This window comes from Vibrio tarriae (genome assembly GCF_002216685.1).
Classification (GTDB): Bacteria; Pseudomonadota; Gammaproteobacteria; order Enterobacterales; family Vibrionaceae; genus Vibrio; species Vibrio tarriae.
On the sequence record NZ_CP022353.1, the window covers coordinates 2,711,160 to 2,731,990 of the forward strand.

General features: G+C 49.7%; 16 protein-coding genes. 11 read left to right on the top strand and 5 right to left on the bottom strand.

From position 1 onward, the window contains the following. Window positions 1-10 precede the first annotated feature (10 nt). The 6 genes from CEQ48_RS18210 (at window position 11) to CEQ48_RS18235 (ending at window position 7,408) form a co-directional block, all read left to right on the top strand. Window positions 11-223: a helix-turn-helix domain-containing protein gene (locus tag CEQ48_RS18210; protein ID WP_089072175.1), complete on the top strand. Its 213-nt coding sequence runs from the start codon at window positions 11-13 to the stop codon at window positions 221-223. Next, window positions 220-2,574, top strand: a complete 2,355-nt coding sequence (locus CEQ48_RS18215; RefSeq protein WP_089072176.1) for a type I restriction-modification system subunit M — start codon at window positions 220-222, stop codon at window positions 2,572-2,574. The genes CEQ48_RS18210 and CEQ48_RS18215 overlap by 4 nt, the downstream gene beginning before the upstream one ends. Before the next feature lie 122 nt (window positions 2,575-2,696). Continuing rightward, window positions 2,697-4,007: a restriction endonuclease subunit S domain-containing protein gene (locus CEQ48_RS18220; protein ID WP_157724705.1), complete on the top strand. Its 1,311-nt coding sequence runs from the start codon at window positions 2,697-2,699 to the stop codon at window positions 4,005-4,007. Continuing rightward, window positions 4,004-4,579 (top strand): hypothetical protein, encoded by a 576-nt coding sequence (locus CEQ48_RS18225; protein ID WP_089072178.1) that lies wholly within the window; start codon window positions 4,004-4,006, stop codon window positions 4,577-4,579. The genes CEQ48_RS18220 and CEQ48_RS18225 overlap by 4 nt, the downstream gene beginning before the upstream one ends. A 486-nt stretch (window positions 4,580-5,065) precedes the next feature. Further along, complete coding sequence (locus tag CEQ48_RS18230; RefSeq protein WP_089072179.1) at window positions 5,066-6,379, top strand: ATP-binding protein; 1,314 nt, start codon at window positions 5,066-5,068, stop codon at window positions 6,377-6,379. Window positions 6,380-6,919: 540 nt separating this feature from the next. After that, entirely contained in the window at window positions 6,920-7,408 is a 489-nt protein-coding gene (locus CEQ48_RS18235) for a TIGR00645 family protein (protein WP_069730420.1), read from the top strand. A gap of 88 nt (window positions 7,409-7,496) precedes the next feature. Here CEQ48_RS18235 and murP read toward each other — a convergent pair whose 3' ends face one another. Then, the gene (gene murP / locus CEQ48_RS18240) at window positions 7,497-8,942 is read right to left on the bottom strand and encodes a PTS N-acetylmuramic acid transporter subunit IIBC (RefSeq protein WP_089072180.1); all 1,446 of its coding nucleotides are present in this window, start codon (window positions 8,940-8,942) and stop codon (window positions 7,497-7,499) included. Window positions 8,943-8,978: 36 nt separating this feature from the next. After that, on the bottom strand, window positions 8,979-9,875 hold the full coding sequence (murQ, locus tag CEQ48_RS18245; RefSeq protein ID WP_181710918.1) for an N-acetylmuramic acid 6-phosphate etherase: 897 nt from the start codon (window positions 9,873-9,875) through the stop codon (window positions 8,979-8,981). Between the two features lie 230 nt (window positions 9,876-10,105). On the opposite strand from murQ, the gene CEQ48_RS18255 reads away from it, so the two are divergent. Beyond that, window positions 10,106-10,954 carry a MurR/RpiR family transcriptional regulator gene (locus tag CEQ48_RS18255; protein WP_089072183.1) on the top strand — a complete coding sequence of 283 codons (849 nt, stop codon included), beginning with the start codon at window positions 10,106-10,108 and terminating at the stop codon, window positions 10,952-10,954. Window positions 10,955-11,095: 141 nt separating this feature from the next. Here the strand turns inward: CEQ48_RS18255 and CEQ48_RS18260 are convergent, their stop codons facing one another. Then, entirely contained in the window at window positions 11,096-11,407 is a 312-nt protein-coding gene (locus tag CEQ48_RS18260; protein ID WP_089072184.1) for a DUF3630 family protein, read from the bottom strand. Continuing rightward, window positions 11,400-13,235 (bottom strand): ATP-dependent DNA helicase RecQ, encoded by a 1,836-nt coding sequence (gene recQ / locus CEQ48_RS18265; RefSeq protein ID WP_089072394.1) that lies wholly within the window; start codon window positions 13,233-13,235, stop codon window positions 11,400-11,402. The genes CEQ48_RS18260 and recQ overlap by 8 nt, the downstream gene beginning before the upstream one ends. Window positions 13,236-13,401: 166 nt before the next feature. On the opposite strand from recQ, the gene rarD reads away from it, so the two are divergent. The 4 genes from rarD (at window position 13,402) to CEQ48_RS18285 (ending at window position 17,927) form a co-directional block, all read left to right on the top strand. Further along, window positions 13,402-14,304: an EamA family transporter RarD gene (gene rarD / locus CEQ48_RS18270; protein ID WP_089072185.1), complete on the top strand. Its 903-nt coding sequence runs from the start codon at window positions 13,402-13,404 to the stop codon at window positions 14,302-14,304. A gap of 174 nt (window positions 14,305-14,478) precedes the next feature. Further along, window positions 14,479-16,233, top strand: coding sequence for a gamma-glutamyltransferase (gene ggt, locus CEQ48_RS18275; protein ID WP_198301204.1), 1,755 nt, complete (start codon window positions 14,479-14,481; stop codon window positions 16,231-16,233). A gap of 156 nt (window positions 16,234-16,389) precedes the next feature. Further along, window positions 16,390-17,193, top strand: coding sequence for an AraC family transcriptional regulator (locus CEQ48_RS18280; RefSeq protein WP_198301205.1), 804 nt, complete (start codon window positions 16,390-16,392; stop codon window positions 17,191-17,193). A gap of 74 nt (window positions 17,194-17,267) precedes the next feature. Next, entirely contained in the window at window positions 17,268-17,927 is a 660-nt protein-coding gene (locus CEQ48_RS18285) for a LysE family translocator (RefSeq protein ID WP_055030277.1), read from the top strand. Window positions 17,928-18,631: 704 nt separating this feature from the next. On the opposite strand, the gene uvrD is transcribed toward CEQ48_RS18285, so the two are convergent. After that, window positions 18,632-20,803, bottom strand: coding sequence for a DNA helicase II (uvrD, locus tag CEQ48_RS18290; RefSeq protein ID WP_089072188.1), 2,172 nt, complete (start codon window positions 20,801-20,803; stop codon window positions 18,632-18,634). Window positions 20,804-20,831 lie beyond the last annotated feature (28 nt).

Consider the following 20,831-nt stretch of genomic DNA (forward strand, 5'->3'; position numbering starts at 1 on the left):
TGCCAAAGCCATGACCACCGAACCCTGGGTCACCGCCCTCGACGTTGCTGCGCACTTAGGCGTCGCCAAAGATACCGTCTACCGCTGGCGCGAGCGCAAAGGCCTGCCCGCGCATAAAATCGGCCGGCTGTGGAAGTTTCAGCTATCCGAGGTGGATGAATGGGTGCGAGCCGGTGGAGCGGATGAAGGACACTTGAACGATTCAACAGGAAACCAAGAATGACGACTCTTTTTACAGAATTGCTGAAAAACAGCGCCTATAAGCTGGATCAGTTCAAGCAAGAACATATAGAACAGCTCGAATCAGCGATTACCTTGAAACAGACCGGCAAAAAGTCTGTTCCCTACGTTAACTGTATTGTTCGTGGTAAGCCCATCAAACTAACGCCAGAGGAGGCCGTTCGCCAGCTTTACCTGTTGGTGTTGCGTGATGACTTGGGCTACCCCGTTAGCCGTATGGAAGTGGAGTATTCGGTAACCTTTGGGCGCGAAAAGAAGCGTGCAGATATCTGCATCTTCGATAAAGACAAAACCACCACACCCTACATCTTGGTAGAGCTGAAAAAACCCAAGCTTAAAGACGGCAAAGAGCAGCTTAAAAGCTACTGCAATGCCACCGGCGCCCCGATTGGCGTATGGACCAACGGCCAGCAAATTTCCTACTACCACCGAAAAGACCCTAACTATTTCAAAGATATTCCAGCGATTCCATCCGCCCACGAAAAACTCTCCGATATCTTGTCTGAGCGCTGGACCATCGACGATCTGGTTAAGCTCGATAAACTCGTCAACGAGCGCAAATCCCTAAAAGACTTGATCCTCGAAATGGAGGATGAAGTACTGGCCAATGCCGGTGTCGATGTTTTTGAAGAGTTGTTTAAACTTATTTTCACCAAGCTCTTCGATGAAATGGAAAGCGGGCAAGACAAAAAACGCCATTTGGTCTTTAAAAACTACGGCGATACCGAAAGCGAACTCAAAGCCAAAATTCAGAACTTGTTTGAAAAAGCGCAAGACACCTGGGAAGGCGTATTCCCCGAGAATGCAAAAATTGAACTTACACCAAGCCACTTGGCGGTGTGTGTCTCCTCTCTGGAAATGGTCAAACTGTTTAACTCCAATCTGGAGGTAGTAGACGAGGCTTTCGAATACCTGATTAATAAATCCAGCAAGGGTGATAAAGGGCAATTTTTTACACCGCGTTATGTCATCGATATGTGCGTAAAAATGATGAACCCGAAAGAGCACGAAACGCTGATTGATACCGCGTCCGGCAGCTGTGGTTTCCCAGTGCATGGCATTTTCCATGTATGGGAACAAATTCGCCGCGATTTGGGGGATCCAACTGACCATCTATTCACCACCCAAAAGAAAACCGGCCGTTACGCCAAATACGTAGTCGATAAAGTATTCGGCATCGACTTTGACGAAAAAGCGGTGCGTGTAGGCCGCACCCTTAACCTGATTGCGGGCGATGGGCAAACCAACGTACTGCATTTAAACACACTGGATTATGAGCGCTGGTTTGAAAAAACCGGTGATAACAACAACCCCGGCGACCGCGATTGGCAAGATATTTACGGTGATGGCTGGAAGCGCTTGCGAAAGTTACGCGCCGCCAAAAACGAAAACCGTGATTTCCAATTCGATGTACTGATGGCCAACCCACCATTTGCAGGGGAAATCAAAGAAACTCGCATTCTTGCTCGCTACGACTTAGCGCGCTCGGTCAGCTTCGATAAAATCAACAAGGTCGATGAGGATAACCCGAACATTGTTGATGCTACCCAGCGCAACCCCAGCTTCCCAGAAGCGCTGCATGCCAGCCATGAAGTCATCTACCAACTGGGCGATGGCACTTACCGCAAGGTAAAGGTAAAAAACCAAAATAAAGTTGGCCGCGATATTCTGTTTATTGAACGCAATCTGCAATTCTTAAAACCCGGTGGGCGTATGGCGGTGGTATTGCCACAAGGTCGTTTTAACAACGCCTCCGACAAAGCCCTGCGCGAATACCTCGCCGAACACGGCCGCATTCTCGCCGTGGTGGGTTTGCATGGCAATGTGTTCAAACCCCACACCGGCACCAAAACCAGCGTGCTGTTTATTCAAAAGTGGAACGATGACCCTGCCGCTGGCCCATTGTGCCCAAAGGTCGATGACTATCCCATTTTCTTTGCCACCATGCAGGAGCCATCAAAAGACAACTCTGGCGATAAAATCTACCGCGCCGAACGCCACTGCATGAGCGAAAAGCAAGTGGCCGAAATTGAAAAGCTGCAAGCCAAGTGGCGCAAAATTGATATCGAAGAACAAAAGCTACGCGAATTGGAGCACAACCAAAAAATCACCACCAAACAGCAGGCTCGCCTAGATGAAATAGATAGCTTGCGTAAAACCAGCAAAGACGAGCTGGAAAAAGTGGCAATCAACCTCGATGCGCCCAAGCTGGATAACCATGGCCATTTGATTGTTAAACACGATTTGTTTAACCACGATGGTTTAACCGGTGATGGTATTGCCGAAGCCTTTTGTGAGTTTGCAAAAAAAGAGGGCCTCAGTTTTTTTCGCTAAGCCCCTTTGATAAAGCGCGTTATCAGCGCTTATTGGAGGGGCTGGAAATATCAGTTCTAAAGTTATCAGAAGTACTGAATCAAATATCAAATCCAAACATGCGGATTGATAGTCTGTATTTCATGAAAGAGTTTCTAAAGCTTCCAAGGTTTTCAAACTCAATTGGAGGTATCGCTATCGTTAGAAGCGGAACAACACCATCAGACAGAGATGATGAGCTCAGTGAAGGGGTTATTTTACTTAAAACTGTAGACATACAGAATCGACCGCTAAACACAAATGATGCTGAAAGTTTTTATCGGATAACTCCTGAAATCGCCAGTAGAATGGAGAAAACCAGTCTTAAACCAAAGGATGTACTGATAAATATTGTCGGTGCAACGACCGATGTAATTGGAAGAGTTTCATTGGTTCCATCAGATTTTCCAGAGGCAAACATTACACAGGCAATGGCATTGATCAGGGCAACTAATTTGTTAATGCCACCTGAAATAATCTTTTGCTTTCTTGCATGTAAATATGGAAAAACCCAAGTTCGTCGTCTTGCAAGGCCAACAGGGCAATACAATTTAAATCTTCCTGAAGTCCAGAGCATTACAATACCTTCATTTTCTAATGAGTTTTGCAATCAAATAAAAGACTTTATTGAGTTGACCTCAAAAAAAATGGAGCAATCAAAGCAGCATATCTTGCAAGCAGAATTGATGCTACTAAAAAGCCTAGGCTTGAATAACTGGACGCCGGCCACCCCTCTATGCTACGTGCGCTCCAGCAGTGTTGCTTTTACATATGGCCGTTTGGACTCTCAGTTTTTCGCACCTCGCGTCAGAGAACTGATGGAACGATTAGGTCAGGACGGCCTAACGATAGGCGACGTTGCCCCGGCACGGCATGAGCGATTTAAGTCCGGTGATTCAGGGAACTTTAACTATATCGAAATTGGAGGATTGGGAAGCGATGGAACAGCCGTTGCCGAAACACTTCCGCAAAAAGAAGCCCCCAGCCGGGCAACACAATTTGTGCGCGCTGGCGACATCATCACCTCAACGGTACGTCCCATTCGCAGGCTCTCGGCCCTAATTGCGAAAGAGCAGGACGGCAACGTCTGTTCTTCGGGTTTTGTGGTGTTGAATCCCCAGAAAATCAGTAGCGAAGTGTTGCTAACCTATCTTCGCCTGCCGCTCTTTTGTGAACTGATGGATTTGCATACCAGCGCGACCATGTATCCGGCAATTTCTGAAGCTGACCTACTTTCGCTTCCCATTCCGACAATTGATACAAAAATGCAACTCGCCATTCAGCAATCCGTACAAGAAGCTGCCGCAAACCGGCAAAGAGCAAGCAGTTTACTCGATGCTGCCAAACGCGCCGTAGAAATTGCCATCGAAGACAGCGAAGCCGCCGCTTTGGCTTATTTGCAGGGGGTGATATGAGCGGAGACTTCTACAAGGAGTGGCGTGAAAAGGCCGAAGTGGATTACTTCCCGCAATTGGTTGTACTGTGGCTTTCCACCAATGCTTGGTATCGCTCGCACTATTCAGAAATTACCACCCGTAAGGACCGGGACTTTCTCAATAAGCTGCGCGATGACCACAGCACCCGCAATAAAATCTATTCCCGCTTTGATCGGTTATTAAGCTCGGAAGGTACCAAAGAACATGCTGAGCTTATCAATGTGATTGAAGCCTTGTCGTTTGCACTAAACAGCACCCAACTGCTATGGGATGAAAACAACACTGCAACAGGTATCACTCTCACCAACTGCCTACTGACGCCACACCCGAAAAACTACGGTAGCCTCGTTGTTAAAAAGCGCGCCCCCGGCATTACCATTAACAATGCTCTTAAGCTCACCGATGATCGATCAGCATTATTTAATGGGCTCTTGGAAATCATCTACCAAGTACGCTGCCAACTTGTGCATGGCCAACTGGAGCCGAGTGAAGTTAATCACGAAGTCGTGAAGCAGGTTTACTTTCTATTGCACCTGTTGATGCGTATTTGAGGGCGAGCGGCAACACTCAAATCCGCTGCTGACGAGCTGTGTGCGTTGATGTTGCGGATGTTTGTGTAGTTGGGTTCATTGTTTCTATTGTTTCAACATAAGCCTCACTGCTCTGTTAAGTTCAGTTAGGAGTTTGACAGTACTAAACGGACGCAGTAGGCAGATAAATGCCCAGATCGTGCAGCTTTCTGAGGGTATAGGTAGCTACTTGCCCCAGTTTGTAGATAGTGCCCAAAATAATAAATGCCATGCGGGCAGGGTTAGTGTGTGGCTAAATGGCGTGAATTAAGGCTTTGCCCAAACTGCCCCAAAAGCCCAATGGATAAGTGACAAAAGCTTTCTCAAAAAGGGAAAGTCTTGCTCAATTAGAACGCCACAACACTTTTATGCGCATAAAAATGTAAAATTCCGCACTTTTCTGCGCGTAAAAGTGTAGACTGAGCTATACTACAGGCAGTTAACAGTCTTAATTGGCGGGAAATGACAATGCAGCGCAACTTACTCAACGCCCTAATAGCATGGAAAAATCAACCGGTGCGCAAGCCATTATTGATCGATGGCGCAAGACAAACTGGTAAAACCTATCTGCTGCAAGAGTTGTTTGGGAACACCTTTGCCAACACCCTTCGTATCGACTTCCTTGAAAACCCTGCCTACAAAGAAGCGTTCGATGGCTCTCTGTCACCTGACGAGCTAGTCATGAACATTGAGTTGTTAACCAACCAAGCGTTCAATCCAGAAACCGACTTGCTGATATTAGATGAAATTGGCGAATGTGAACGAGCCGTAACTTCGCTGAAGTATTTTGCCGAAAAAGCACCGTCCTATTTTGTCGCAGCTAGCGGTTCTAACATTGGTTTGCTCAACACCTTCCCTGTGGGCAAGGTAGAACAATACAATTTACGACCACTGACCTTCCAAGAATTTATTTACGCATCCAACGAGCAAGCGCTGATCAAAGCGTTTGATAGTCAAGCAAGCACACCGGCAGTACACACTAAATTGATGGATAAACTAACAGACTACTTTTTTACCGGTGGTATGCCGGAAGCCGTTTCTGCTTGGTATCAGTTTAAAGATTCAAGCATTCTAGAGCGTGTTGAAAAAGTCACAAAAATTCATGCTGATTTAGTTGAAGGTTATCGCCGCGATTTTGGTAAGTACGCGGGCAAGGTCGATGCCACACTGATTGAATCGGTATTTAATAGCATTCCAGCCCAGCTATCACTTGTCAGCGATGAGTCGGTTAAACGCTTTAAATTTAAGCATGTGCATGAGCGTAAATCTCGTTATAGCGATTTTGAAACCGCGATCCATTGGCTTAACTGCTGCCGCTTAGCTTTGCCAAACTACCCTGTTGAAGGGTTGCCGAAATCTCCGTTAGCGGCCTATAAAAAAGAAAATATGGTGAAACTGTTTCTGTTTGATGTGGGCCTGCTCAATCATATGCTAGGCAGCAGTTATAAAGAGATTAAGCAACAAAACTATGAATACAAAGGTTATGTGGCTGAAAACTTTGTGCAACAAGAGCTTACCGCTGTTGGCGTTGACCCAAGCTATTCATGGAATGATGCCCGCGCCGAAATCGAATTTATTTTGGCAACCGATGAAGGCGATATCGTCCCTGTTGAAGTCAAAAGTGGTAAACGTACAAGAGCAAAATCGTTGGCATCCTACGTTGAAAAATGTACTCCAAGTAAAACCTTTAAGTTAACGGGTACACAAGGCTCTTCAGCGTTAGAACAAACCAATATCGTGATGCCTTTGTATTTCACCCAGTATTTACCTCAGAGATGGTAAAGGCGCGTTGCTTAGCCCCGAGGTCTACACAAAGTTACCTTAGGGGTAACAATTTGTAGACCTGATGCCTACCATTCGACACTCAGTCTTATCCCTCTTGGATACCATAGTATCCATATTGAGCTTATTTCTATTAAAATGGACACCATAATGTCCATTTCCGACTAGGTGAGTTTTCTGCTGACTCATTACTATCGCGTAGGACCAGTAAAAAAATGGCAAAGCTATGTTGACGGAAATCGTGCTCGATAAAGCCCTTCAAAACTGCTATGTTTTGGACCCTAACAGCAGCATAAACCGGCACTGTTTTTCCGTAGTCATAGCTTCGAGCACCATTCAGATTTTGTAAAAGCTATTCGCAAATAGTGGGCAGCTTGGTGGGAAAACAGACATTTTTGATCGGTTTATTTCCTATAATTCGTTGATTTTTAGGGTCTAGGCGCTACTCAATGAGCTGTTCGAAAACATCGAATAACCCTTCAAGCCTCGTTGATTCGGGGCTTTTCTTTAATGACATTATCTTTTAGTAATTGGAAACCCATGGAACGACTCATAGAAAAGCTTCTTTACTCTGCACGTTGGATTATGGCGCCGATTTATCTTGGCTTAAGCCTGCTGCTGCTCGCGCTGGGCATTAAATTCTTCCAAGAAATTTTCCACCTGCTGCCAAACATTTTTACCATCAAAGAGGTGGATCTGATCCTCGTCGCGCTCTCTTTGATTGATGTGTCGCTGGTGGGCGGCCTTATCGTGATGGTGATGTTTTCTGGATATGAGAACTTCGTGTCTAAACTCGATGTCGATGAGAGCGAAGATAAACTCGGTTGGCTGGGCAAGCTTGATACCAGCTCGCTGAAAAACAAAGTGTCGGCTTCGATTGTGGCCATCTCTTCGATTCATCTGCTCAAAGTGTTTATGAACACGGAAAACATCGAAAGTGACAAAATCAAATGGTACTTGCTGCTGCACATTACTTTTGTGGTATCGGCTTTTGCGATGGGCTACCTGGATAAAATCACTAAAAAGTAACGTCTTGAGCCTCTAAAAAGAAAGCGCCCTAAGTTGGGCGCTTTTGCGATCCCCAATTTGATGAGGGGATAACCTACAGGGAAACGACTCAGCTTAGATCAATGTCTTTACAGCCAAAGAAATAAGTAGTGACAAAACCGACGGCATAGGAGATAAGCAAGCCACCGACAAACACTGCCATACCCGCAAAAATACCTTCGGCTGAAGTCATCAGCGGGATCGCTACCACACCGGATGGACCAAATACCGTATTTAGGCCAACTGGCAAACCCAAATAAGAGATGAGACCGATAAAGAAACCGCCCGCCGCACCGCCAATACACGCGGTAACAAAAGGTTTCACCCGCGGTAGCGTCACGCCATAAATCAGTGGCTCACCGATACCGAGAATGCCCGGGATGATCGCCCCTTTAATTTGGGTGCGAATAGTGGTCTCTTTTTTCGCTCTGGCATACAGTGCCAGTGATGCACCCACTTGCCCAGCGCCTGCCATGGCAAGAATTGGGAACAATGAATTAAAGCCTTGCGCTTCCATCAGCGCGAAATAAACCGGCACAAACCCTTGGTGAATGCCAAACACCACCGCAATCAAAAACAACCCAGCCAGAATCGCTGCACCTAACGGGTTATCGTTAAGGTTTAAGAACAGCCATGACATACCTTTAAACAGCTCTCCACCGATCGGCATAATGACAAGGAAAGTCACCGCCCCCATGATCAGCAGAGTCACCACCGAAGTCAGGATCATATCCAAATCATCCGGCATGTATTCACGCACTTTCCGTTCCACTTGCGCGCCTAAAATTGCCGCCAGTAATACCCCGATGATGTTGCCGCGTGGGTCAATCGTAAAGCCGAAGAACTCACTCATCCCTGAGTAAATACCTTTGGTCGCTTCTGGGTCATAACCGAGTACAAACAGCGAAGCCAGAATCGCCCCGTTCACGCCAGAGCCGCCAAATGCCTGCTGCGCGTTATATCCAATCAAGATGCTGAGAAACGCAAACAGCCCTTTACCAAACACTTTGAGGTAAGCCACCAGATCGAGCATAAACTCGCTCGGGGTTTGACCAACCACATAGATTTGCTCAAGTAGAGTTGCGATACCCAGCAGCAATCCTGCGGCAATAAATCCGGGGATCAGCGGGGTAAAAATGGTGGCAAACTTGCTCAAAAAGCGTTGTACCGCGCTGGTTTGCTTGCTCTTCATCTGCTTTTTCTGCTGCGCGGCAATGGTGGAGAGATCCGCCTCGCTCACTGCAGGCTCCACGTTGTCGCCCGATTCAATCAAGGCATTCATCATATCCGCGGCCGTTTGCGCTTTACCGGGACCGAGGATGATCTGTAGTTGAGCATCACTCTCAACCACGCCCATCACCCCAGCGACTTTTTTCAGCGCCGCGTGATCGGCAAGCGCAGGATTACTCAGCGTTAAACGCAGGCGGGTCATACAGTTTCCGCACTTGGCGACGTTACCACTGCCGCCCACCAGCGACAGCACTTGCACCATCATGGTTTGGGTTATTTTGGCCATACTCGGCTCCTTGTATTGTTTCTTCCTGTTTTATTTTTAGTTAAGTGCAGCGCGGATAAAGCCTTGGTGCTGCGCCAGTTTTTGTGTCGCTTGCTCTGCGCTAAAGCCACCCAAAATCATCAAAATTGCGGTCTTGCAGTGGCGACCACACGCGGCCAATGCGGCTTCGGCTTGCTCAGCACTTACGCCTGTAGCTTCCACCACAATATTGGTTTGCCGTTGGATGAGTTTGGCGTTGGTCGCTTCCACATCCACCATCAAGTTGCCAAACACTTTGCCACTTTTGATCATCGCGCCCGTGGTCAGCATATTGAGCACCAGTTTCTGCGCAGTGCCCGCTTTCATGCGTGATGAGCCAGTGACCACTTCCGCACCCACTACGGGGGTAATCACAATATCGGCGCACGCCTCCATCGGGCAGCCCGGGTTGCACGCCAGTGAAACCACGGTGGCTCCGACCGAGCGCGCGTACTTCATACCCGCAATCACGTAGGGGGTGCGACCACTGGCGGCGATGCCAACCAGCACATCCTTTTCACTCAGCTTCAGGGCTTTGAGATCGCTTTGGCCTAGCTCGCGGTTGTCTTCGGCATTTTCAACCGCTTTTAAAATCGCAGTATGTCCACCCGCAATCAGACCAATCACTTGTTCAGGTTGACTGCCATAAGTTGGTGGACATTCGCTTGCATCCAGAATCCCTAAGCGGCCAGAGGTGCCTGCACCCATATAAATCAAGCGTCCGCCTTGAGAAAAAGCGGTCGCGATCGCCTCCACCGCTTGCGCCACTTGCGGCAAGGTTTGCGCGACAGCCAAGGCAACCAACTGGTCTTGTTGGTTAATCACTTGCAGCATGTCCAATGTGGATAAGGTATCAATCTGCTCACTGGCTGGATTACGGCTTTCGGTCACTAAGCGGGTTAAATCAATTTTCATAAGGCTTCTCGGCAAATTTCGAATTGAGGCGATTCTATGGAATAAAATATTCCATTTTGGTGATAAGAATCACAATTAAGGTTATTCTTTAAGCAGGCGTTTTTTGGAATAATCGTGAAAAGTATCGAGAAAAATAAACGTTCAACCATGAAGCCATTGATTGAGAAAGAGTGAAGCGTGGCAGGCATTATTCCCATAATGGAATAATTTATTCACAAGGAGTGTAAAAAATGTCCGTACTACAACGCATCGTCAGCCGTCGCACCCAACTTTCCGAGAGTGGCCGCCAGATTGGTGATTGGGTTCTCGCCAATGCGGCGCAGGCGGCAGCAATGACCAGCCAAGATTTGGCCGCGTGGGCCAATGTCAGCCAATCGAGCATAGTCAAATTTACCCAACGGCTTGGTTTTAAAGGCTACAGCGAATTTAAACTCGCCCTCACCGAAGAGCTGGGACGCAAACAAGTCATGGTCAACCAGCCTTTACACAGCAACATCTTGGCCGATGACCCCGTCGCCGTAATTGCCCAAAAACTGGTGCAAACCAAAACCGATGCCATGTTGCACACGACCAATGCCCTGCGTTTGGATGAGTTTAGTGAGGCGATCAGCTGGATTCAGCAAGCCGTGCGAGTACAGATCATCGGGATTGGTGGCTCAGCACTGGTCGCCAAAGATCTCGCTTTTAAGCTGCTCAAGCTCGGCATTACCGCGCTCACAGAGCAAGATAGCCACGTGCAGATCGCAACCGCTCGCACCTTAAATAGTCAAGATGCGCTGATTGCGATTTCATTTTCAGGAGAAAAGCGCGAAATACTGATTGCTGTAGAAGCGGCCAAACAGCAAGGCGCGAAAGTGATTGCTCTGACCACGCCGAACAAAAATCGCTTACGTGAACTAGCCCATCTGGCCCTGGATACGATTGCCGATGAAACACAGCACCGCAGCTCCGCGATTGCTTCGCGTACCGCGCAAAACGTGCTGACTGACCTGATTTTCCTCACGCTCACTCAGCTGCGTGAGACGTCCGCGCGGCAGTTGATCGATGACATCTCTTCGGACATTCGCCAGATGCGTTGAATGCCATACCTATACCCAAACGACTTGGAGTTGCAGGTCGGCGGCAAGTGAGTGAATCCCCCATGAGCATAGACAGACTATGTGATTGGGGTAAACGAACGTAGCCAACACCGCTGCAGCTTCAAGTAGGAAGGGGATAAACTACTTGGAGTTGCAGGTCGGCGTTAAGAGCTTGGCAATAAACGCCAGCTCCTCATCGCCCTGACCTGCGGTTAGGGTTTCTAGCCACAATGATTGGCTGTAATGCTCGCCGCGCAGCAGCAAATGGCAACCTTCGAAATCGATCAGCCAAGTGTGAAGATCCGCATCGCACTGCTTTTCTAGCACCCGAGCGGAAAGCAAGTTCACCAAACGCAAAGCGGTTTCAGCAAAAGCCTCAAAATCGAAGTTTTCGGCGCGCACAATCAAGCGCCCTTCCGCGGCAAGATAGTCACCTAAACCAAACTCAGCCATGATAGGTCAAATGCTCCTGAATCAGATCCAAAAACGGGTCGGCGTATTTTTCCAGCTTGCGCTGCCCAACCCCATTCACCGCCAACATTTCGCCATAAGAGGTCGGCATGATCTCCGCCATGTCAATCAAGGTGGCGTCACTGAACACCACATACGGTGGTAAGCCTTCATCATCGGCGATCGATTTACGCAGCTTACGCAGTTTGGCAAACAGCTTTTTGTCGTAGTTTTTGCCCGACAATTTGTCGGATTTCGCCGCGCGCGCCGCGGTATCTAAACGCGGTACCGCCAGCTCAATATTCATTTCACCGCGCAGCAGCGGGCGCGCTTCTTCGGTCAGTTGCAATGTCGAGTTGCGCGTGATGTTTTGGTAGAGCATGCCTTTGTGGATCAGTTGGCGGAAAATACTCACCCAGTAATCGTGGCTGTGATCGCGGCCAATGCCGTAGGTGGTGATTTTGTCGTGGCCATGCTCGCGAATACGGATGTTCTGCATGCCGCGCAGCACTTCCACCACATAGCCAATCCCGAAGTTTTGATTGACGCGATAGACACACGACAGCGCTTTGCGCGCCTCTTCCGTGGCATCAAAACGCTTGGGCGGGTCGAGGCAGATATCGCAGTTACCACATGGCTTATCGCGATATTCGCCAAAATAATTGAGCAACACTTGGCGGCGACAAGTTTGCGCTTCAGCAAACGCGCCCATGGCGGTGAGTTTGTGGCTTTCAACCTGTTTTTGCGCGCCATCGGGCTTTTCATCGAGCATGCGGCGCAGCCAGTTCATGTCGGCGGGGTCGTACAGCATCATGGCTTCAGCAGGCAGGCCATCACGCCCTGCGCGGCCCGTTTCCTGATAGTAAGATTCAATGTTGCGTGGAATATCAAAATGCACCACAAAGCGCACGTTGGGTTTATTAATCCCCATGCCAAACGCCACGGTCGCCACCACAATTTGCAGGTCATCACGCTGAAACGCCTCTTGCACCCAAGCGCGTTCATCGGCGTCCATCCCGGCATGGTAACTGGCGGCGCGAATGTGGTTGCCGCACAGCTTTTCAGTGAGCATTTCCACTTTTTTACGGCTACCACAATAGATGATGCCGCACTGCCCGCGCTGCGTTTCCAGATAACGGATCACTTGCGAAACCGGCTTGTGTTTTTCCACCAGCATGTAGCGAATGTTCGGGCGATCAAAGCTGCCCAGATACTGATGCGGCTCATTGAGCTGCAAACGCTGCATAATGTCGTGACGGGTCGCGTCATCCGCAGTCGCCGTCAGCGCCATCACCGGCACATTCGGGAAACGCTGCTTAAGCTGACCTAGTGAGGCGTATTCAGGGCGAAAATCGTGTCCCCATTGCGAAATACAGTGCGCTTCATCAACCGCAATCATGGCTAACGGCAGATGGCTGAGCCGTTCGATAAACTCGGCGGTCAATACCCGCTCTGGCGACACATACAACAGCTTGAGCTGCCCTGCGTGCATGCGGTTGTAAATCGCGATCAGCTCCTCGCGCGCCAAGGTAGAATTCACGCACTCTGCCGCCACACCATTGGCTTTAAGCTGGTCAACCTGATCTTTCATCAGCGAAATCAGGGGAGAAATCACTAAGGTGACCCCTTCGCGCACCAGCGCTGGGATCTGGTAACAGAGTGATTTACCACCGCCCGTCGGCATAATGACCAAGCTATCACGCCCAGCCAGCGCCGCCTCAATCACCTCTTGCTGACCAACGCGAAATTGCTGATAACCAAACACCTCGTGCAATACACGTTCAGGAGTGGCAGGGAGAGCGGAAGATTCAGCCATTAAAGTCGCGGTCATATCGATAGAGTGCAAAGTGAGAGTCATTGGTCGCCAACAAGCTGGCTATTGTAGAGGGGTTACTCGGTGAATAAAACCGCAAAATACGTACAGGTTGTGATTCTCAGGTTATACTCCGATCCCTCCGCGGCCGACGCGGTCATAACGATAGCCAGAGAAATCATCCATGACGCCTGACCAACACAACGCTAAAAAAGGTATTCTGCTCGCCATCAGCGCTTACACCATGTGGGGTGTGGCACCGATTTACTTCAAAGCACTTGGCACCGTATCCGCACCAGAAATCCTCAGTCACCGTGTTCTGTGGTCATTTGTATTACTTGCCGTACTCATTCACCTTGGTCGCCGTTGGCGCAACGTGGTGGGAGTAGTGCAAACTCCGCGCAAATTTTGGCTGCTGTTGCTCACCGCCTTGCTCGTAGGGGGTAACTGGTTGATTTTTATCTGGTCTATCAACGCTAACCATATGCTGGATGCCAGTTTGGGCTACTACATTAATCCGCTACTCAACGTGCTGCTCGGCATGCTGTTTTTAGGGGAGCGCCTGCGTAAATTGCAGTGGTTTGCGGTCGCGCTTGCCGCCATTGGGGTGGGTATTCAGCTGGTGGTGTTTGGCTCAGTGCCAATTGTGGCGATTGCCCTTGCCACCAGCTTTGGCTTTTATGGTCTGCTGCGTAAAAAGATCCAAGTCGACGCGCAAACAGGGCTATTTCTAGAAACCCTATTTATGCTGCCGGCTGCGGCGATTTATCTGTTTTGGTTTGCTGACAGTACCACCAGTAATCTGCTACTCAATGGTTGGCAACTTAACCTACTGCTGATCTCCGCAGGAGTCGTCACTACCTTGCCTCTGCTGTGCTTTACCGGCGCCGCAGCACACCTCAAACTGTCTACCTTAGGCTTTTTCCAATACATTGGCCCAAGTTTGATGTTTTTACTGGCAGTCCTGGTGTATGACGAGGCTTTCACCAGCGATAAAGCCATTACCTTTGCTTTTATTTGGGGCGCACTCCTCATCTTCAGTTTTGATGGTTTAAAAGCAGGACATGCCGCACGGCGTGCACGTTAGTTCGCGCCACCGAGGTAAGTAATCCCTTGCTTACCTCTCAATTCCATCTCCTCTAACTCGTTCAATCCTGAGACATTGCTGCATGAATCGGCGATTTAGCCAACAACCTGCTAGAACAACTCTTTAACCCACCGTTAACATGACATCTTCATAACAACGAAAATGGAGATGGGCATGAATTGGACTCATACCCCCTTGGCGCTTTCTGCGCTGATGTTTGCGATAGCTGCACAAGCCACCCCGAATCAAGCCACCGATGCGGTTGCGCCAGAACAAGCCACTGGCTTTGAGCACAAACCGTTAGTCAAAGCCAAAAACTGGATGGTGACCGCAGCTAACCCACTGGCGAGCGAAGCGGGGGCTTCGATTTTACGCCAAGGCGGTAATGCGATAGATGCGATGGTGGCTACGCAACTGATGCTGGGCTTGGTTGAGCCGCAATCATCCGGCATTGGCGGTGGATCGTTTTTGGTCTACTGGGATGCCAAGAAAAAAGCGCTCACTACGTTCGATGGCCGCGAAACCGCGCCACTCAACGCCACACCTGAACTGTTTTTAGATAGTACAGGTCAGCCAATGAAATTTTACGATGCCGTGGTCGGCGGTCGCTCGGTTGGTACTCCCGGTACGGTCAAACTGCTGTGGGAAACCCATCGTCAATACGGCAAGCTGGAATGGGCGCGCTTGATTGAACCTGTCGCCAAACTCGCCGAGCAAGGCTTTGAGGTAAGTCCTCGCCTCGCGGCACTCATTGCAGAAGATAAAGAGCGTTTAGGCCGTTTTCCTGCCACCAAAGCCTATTTCTTTGATGCACAAGGTGAACCCCTCACAGCTGGCACTTTACTGAAAAACCCGGACTACGCCGCCACACTCAAAGCCATCGCACAGCAAGGCGCTTCCGCCTTCTATCAAGGTGACATCGCCAAAGACATCATCGCCACGGTGCAAAATGCGCCGGGCAATCCCGGTGTGCTCGCTCAACAAGATTTTGATACGTACCAAGTCAAACAGCGTGCGCCCGTGTGCGCGGCTTATCAAAGCTATCAAGTCTGCGGCATGGGGCTGCCAAGTTCAGGTGGCCTGACAGTGGGACAAATTCTCGCCCTCACCGAACAATACGATCTCAAAGGTTGGGGCGCGCAGGATGTGAAATCATGGCAAGTGCTGGGGGATGCCTCACAGCTGGCGTTTGCCGATCGCGGCTTGTACATGGCCGATCAAGATTATGTGCCCGTTCCGACCCAAGGCTTATTGGATAAAACCTATCTGGCCGAGCGCGCTAAACTCATCCAACCCGGCAAAGCGCTGACCAGTGCGCCAGCAGGCAATCCGCCTTGGCATCATGCGCAGCTACGCAGCCCCGATCAGTCGATAGAACTGCCCTCCACCAGCCACTTTAATATTGTTGACCGTGAAGGCAACGTGGTTTCCTTCACCACCTCGATCGAAAACGCGTTCGGTTCACGCTTGTTGGTGCGCGGCTTTTTACTCAACAACGAACTGACCGATTTTTCGTTTGCCACGCAAAGTGAAGGCCGCCCGATTGCCAATCGCCTAGAGCCGGGCAAACGCCCACGCTCTTCAATGGCACCGACCATTGTCTTGCAGGATAACCAACCCTATTTGGCGATTGGCTCACCCGGTGGCAGCCGAATTATTGGCTATGTGGCGCAAGCACTGATTGCGCACATTCAGTGGGATATGGACATTCAAGCCGCGATCAATCAACCGCATGTGCTGAATCGTTTTGGCGAAATCGAGCTAGAACAAGGCACCTCCGCCGAGCAGTTCAAGCCCGCGCTGGAAAGCTTGGGAGCGAAAGTAGGGATCAAAGAGCTCAACTCAGGTCTGCACGCCATTCGTATTACCGCGCAAGGTCTTGAAGGGGCTGCTGACCCACGCCGTGAAGGCGTTGCTATCGGCGAGTAAGCGTTAACTCAAAGCGTGATGGGCAGAGTCTGTCCATCACTTTTTACTCGCACCTCATTTTTCCCACCCACGCGCAGAGGTGCTGATCATTTTTTACAAGACAAGCTCTGACTCACCGCTTAAGATTTTGGCAATTTAGCCTACTTTTTGGTCTCTATGGATACAGTGAATTATCGCCCAACCGCTTACCCCGCGATTAGTCTGATTGAAGCAGACTATCGCCAGTTTGCGTTTGAGCGTCACTACCATCTGGATATCCATATCGGCCTTATCACCCAAGGTGTGCAACGCTTTTATCATCAAGGAGCATGGCACCAAGTAGGACAAGGTGGCATGGTCTTGATGTCACCCGATGAACTGCATGATGGCCAAGCGCACAACGATGCGGGCTATCAAGTGCAAGTGTTTGCAATTGAGCCTGAATGGTTACAGCAGACGCTCGAAGCCAGCAACATTGAGCAGGTGATTGGCTTTGAGCAACTGATCGTGGAAGATACCACGCTGTTTCGCTCGCTCCAGCAACTCCATCATTTGCTGCGGCAAGACCAGCTCAGCCAGCTCGCCAAAGATTGCTTACCCTATCAAGGATTGGCTCCGCTACTGGAACGCTATAGCTACCTAAAACAGCCCGCCGTCAAACCGCTTGGCCAGCACAATCTCGCCCTGCTCAAAGAGTGGGTACTCAGCCAGCTTGACCAACCGATCCGGCTCGAACAGTTAGCGCAGCTATGCCAACTCTCGCCAACTCAATTTCAGCGCCATTTTAAAGCCCAAACGGGACTCACTCCTTACGCTTGGTTACGGCGGTTACGCCTAGAGCAAGCCATGAAGCTGTTAAAAACAGGAACACAAGGCACCGAAGTGGCTTATCAAGTCGGTTTTTATGATCAGGCCCATTTCAGTAAAGCCTTCAAAGCCACTTATGGCCTTTCGCCTTCTTTGATCACTCGCTTTTCTTAGCCACGCTGCCAAAAATTTACAAGCTCCTCGCTCTCGCCGCGCGGCATACTGGGTGAATACTGTAAGGAGAAAGCATGAACGAAATGTCCATTTTAGCCACCTTAGCCGGTGTGCATTTTATTGCCTTATTAAGCCCAGGGCCGGATGTCGCCTTAGTGGTGCAAAACGCCACACAGCACGGGCGTAAAACCGGCGTGATGATCGCGTTAGGTTTGTCGTGCGGCATTTTAGTGCATTTGATTTTGAGCCTCACCGGCATCAGCTACTTAGTCAAACAACAGCCACTCCTGTTTAACCTGCTGCAATTAGCAGGAGGCAGCTATCTGCTCTATCTCGGGGTGGGAGCTTTGCAGTCCGTTTTGGCGCGAAAAAGCAGCACCCCAGTGACCAATAGCTCGGTGGCACTGCTGAACAGCCACCGCCAAGCCTTTACCAAAGGCATCATGACCAACTTACTCAACCCGAAAGCCTTGGTGTTTTTTGTCAGCTTATTATCCAGCCTGATCCCAGCCAGTATGTCCGTGTCTGGCAAAGTGAGTGCGGCAGTGATTTTGGTTGGCTTATCCTTAACGTGGTTTTCCTGTTTAGCTTGGTTGCTCACCACTTCGGCAATGCAGCAACGCATGCAGCGTATTACTCGTTCCATCGACAGCTTATGCGCGTTGGTGTTTATTTTGGCGGGAGGCGTCATTTTATGGCAAGCCAGCCGAGCAATCATGCAAGCACTCGGTTAGGAGTAATCCTACTTTAGCTCATCGCTTTGTAAGAGATCTCTTACAAAGCGGTAGGATAAATTCGATTTATTCCACCAGAAAAATGGACAAAATAAATCTAATCATTTGTTTTTTTTAATGAAATAATAAAAAACCAACGCTTTACCTACTCCAGAAATCCATTTCATTTGCTTGTTCAGAAACTCCATCTGAGTAAGATGAATCTCGTCGGAAGGATACTGACACGGAACAGGAAAACACCACGGATTGGTGATCTTCAGGATGAAGAGTCGGACATTCAGGATGAATGCTCGGCAAGGAAAGCGAAACAGGACATTGAACGGACGCAATCGTTACTAGGATGGTAACGACAAGGATGGGAAATGGACACCTCTGGACGAGGCACGGACTGAACATCAGGATGATGGCAGGGACACCGCTCAGGGAACAAGTGATGTGAACTCACGAGGATTGTGAGTGTAATGGATGACATAGGACACCGCTAGGAAGGCGATGCAAGGATTGAGCTGACGGATTTCGGCATACTATCAAGGATTTGATGCAGGGAGCACTTTGAGTAGCTGGATTGCTGCGAGTAAGACTCTAACCCCGGTGGGCTTGCCCCCGGGGTTTTCTTTTATGGTCGTTTTTACATAGCGAATAAGAGAAACAGCCAAGAGATTGCCTCTTGCAAAGAGGCAATCAATCCCCGCTATAAAAGCCGCTTACACCTTCTCCAATCTTGCATAAGCCGTGACTAACCACTTAATGCCTTCGCCATTAAACGCCACTTGCACTCGGCTTTGCGGACCACTGCCTTCAAAGTTAATGATGGTGCCTTCACCAAATTTCGGGTGACGCACTCGTGAACCCAAACTAAACCCCGTTTCGTTAAAACTCTCTTTAACTACCGTTTGGCTAAAGCGTCCCGTACTGGTTGGGCGGCTGACTTGTGCTTTCATGCGCACTTCGTCTAAGCAGCCTTCCGGCAGTTCACGAATAAAACGTGAGGGTTTGTGATACTTGTCTTGCCCATACAAACGACGCATCTCCGCGTAGGTGATGTAGAGCTTTTGCATCGCACGCGTCATGCCGACATAACACAGGCGGCGCTCTTCTTCGAGGCGCCCGGCTTCTTCAGCAGACATTTGGCTCGGGAACATGCCCTCTTCCACACCCACCATAAACACTTGAGGGAATTCCAACCCTTTAGCACTGTGCAAGGTCATCAGCTGTACCGCATCATCATGCTCATCGGCTTGACCTTCACCGGCTTCCAGTGCCGCATGGGTCAAAAATGCGGTCAGCATGGTCATATCCTGCGCTTCTTCTGGCTTTTCAAACTGGCGCGTCGCCGTCACCAGCTCTTCCAAGTTTTCAATCCTCGCTTTGGATTTTTCGCCTTTTTCCTGCTGATACATCTCCAGCAGACCAGAGGTTTTTACCGCGTGGTCAGTCAGCACATGCAGCGGCATGTCGATGCCTTCCTCTTCCAAGGCGTTGATCAGTTCAACAAAGCGGCTCAGCGCGCTAGCTGCACGCCCAGTTAAGACTTGGTCATTGAGCAGACCGACACTGGCATCCCACAAGGTGCAGCCGCGATCTCGCGCGGCAAAGCGAATGGTCTCTAGGGTTTTATCACCCAAACCGCGCGGTGGGGTATTAATCACCCGCTCAAACGCGGTATCGTCATTGCGGTTATTAATCAGACGCAAGTAACTCAGCGCATCTTTAATCTCTTGACGCTCGAAAAAGCGCATCCCGCCATAAATGCGGTACGCCAAACTCGCTTGCAATAACGCCTCTTCCAGTACCCGTGACTGGGCGTTGTTACGGTACAAGATCGCACAATCGGTGAGTGTCCCGCCCTGCTCCTGCCAGCCTTTGATCTTACTGACCACAAAGCGCGCTTCATCGAGCTCGTTATACGCCGAGTACACCGAAATAGGTTCGCCAACCAAACCGTCAGTCCACAACTGTTTGCCCATTCGCTCACTGTTATTCGCAATCAGTGTATTCGAGGCTTCCAAAATGGTTTTGGTGGAGCGGTAATTTTGCTCCAGTCGAATGGTATTCACGCTCGGGAATTCGCGGGTAAATTTTTCGATGTTTTCCACTCGTGCGCCACGCCAGCCGTATATCGACTGGTCATCGTCACCGACAATCATTACGTTCGACTGTGCACCCGCCATCATGCGTAGCCACGCGTACTGAATCGCGTTGGTGTCTTGGAATTCATCGACCAAAATATGCTTAAAGCGCGCCTGATAATGCTCGCGAATGTGCTGATTACCACGCAGAAGCTCTAGGGCGCGCAGCAAAATTTCGGCGAAATCGACCAAGCCCGCGCGATCGCACGCTTCTTGGTAAGCGGTGTACAGCTTGAGATAAGTTTGAGTAACCGGATCAAAGGCGTTGATGTGCGCCGGGCGCAACCCTTCATCTTTTTGATTGTTGATCCACCACGCGACTTGGCGTGCCGGCCACTGTTTATCATCCAGATTGTGCGCTTTGATGAGGCGTTTGAGCAGACGCTGCTGATCGTCACTGTCGATGATCTGAAAATCTTCCAGCAGCTTAGCGTCGAGATAATGGGCGCGCAGAATACGATGGCAAATACCGTGGAAAGTCCCACACCACATACCAGAGGCGGTGCCATGCATCAGCTCTTCAATTCGACCACGCATTTCGGCTGCAGCTTTGTTGGTAAAGGTCACCGCCATCACCGAAAACGGTGAGGCTTCTTCCACCGACATCAGCCACGCAATCCGGTGCACCAGTACGCGGGTTTTACCACTGCCTGCACCGGCCAAAATCAGTAAGTTTTCCAGTGGCGCTGCCACCGCTTCGCGTTGTTTATCGTTGAGACCGTCGAGCAATAGAGAGGGATCGATCATGACTTCGCCACTGGTTATTTATACATAA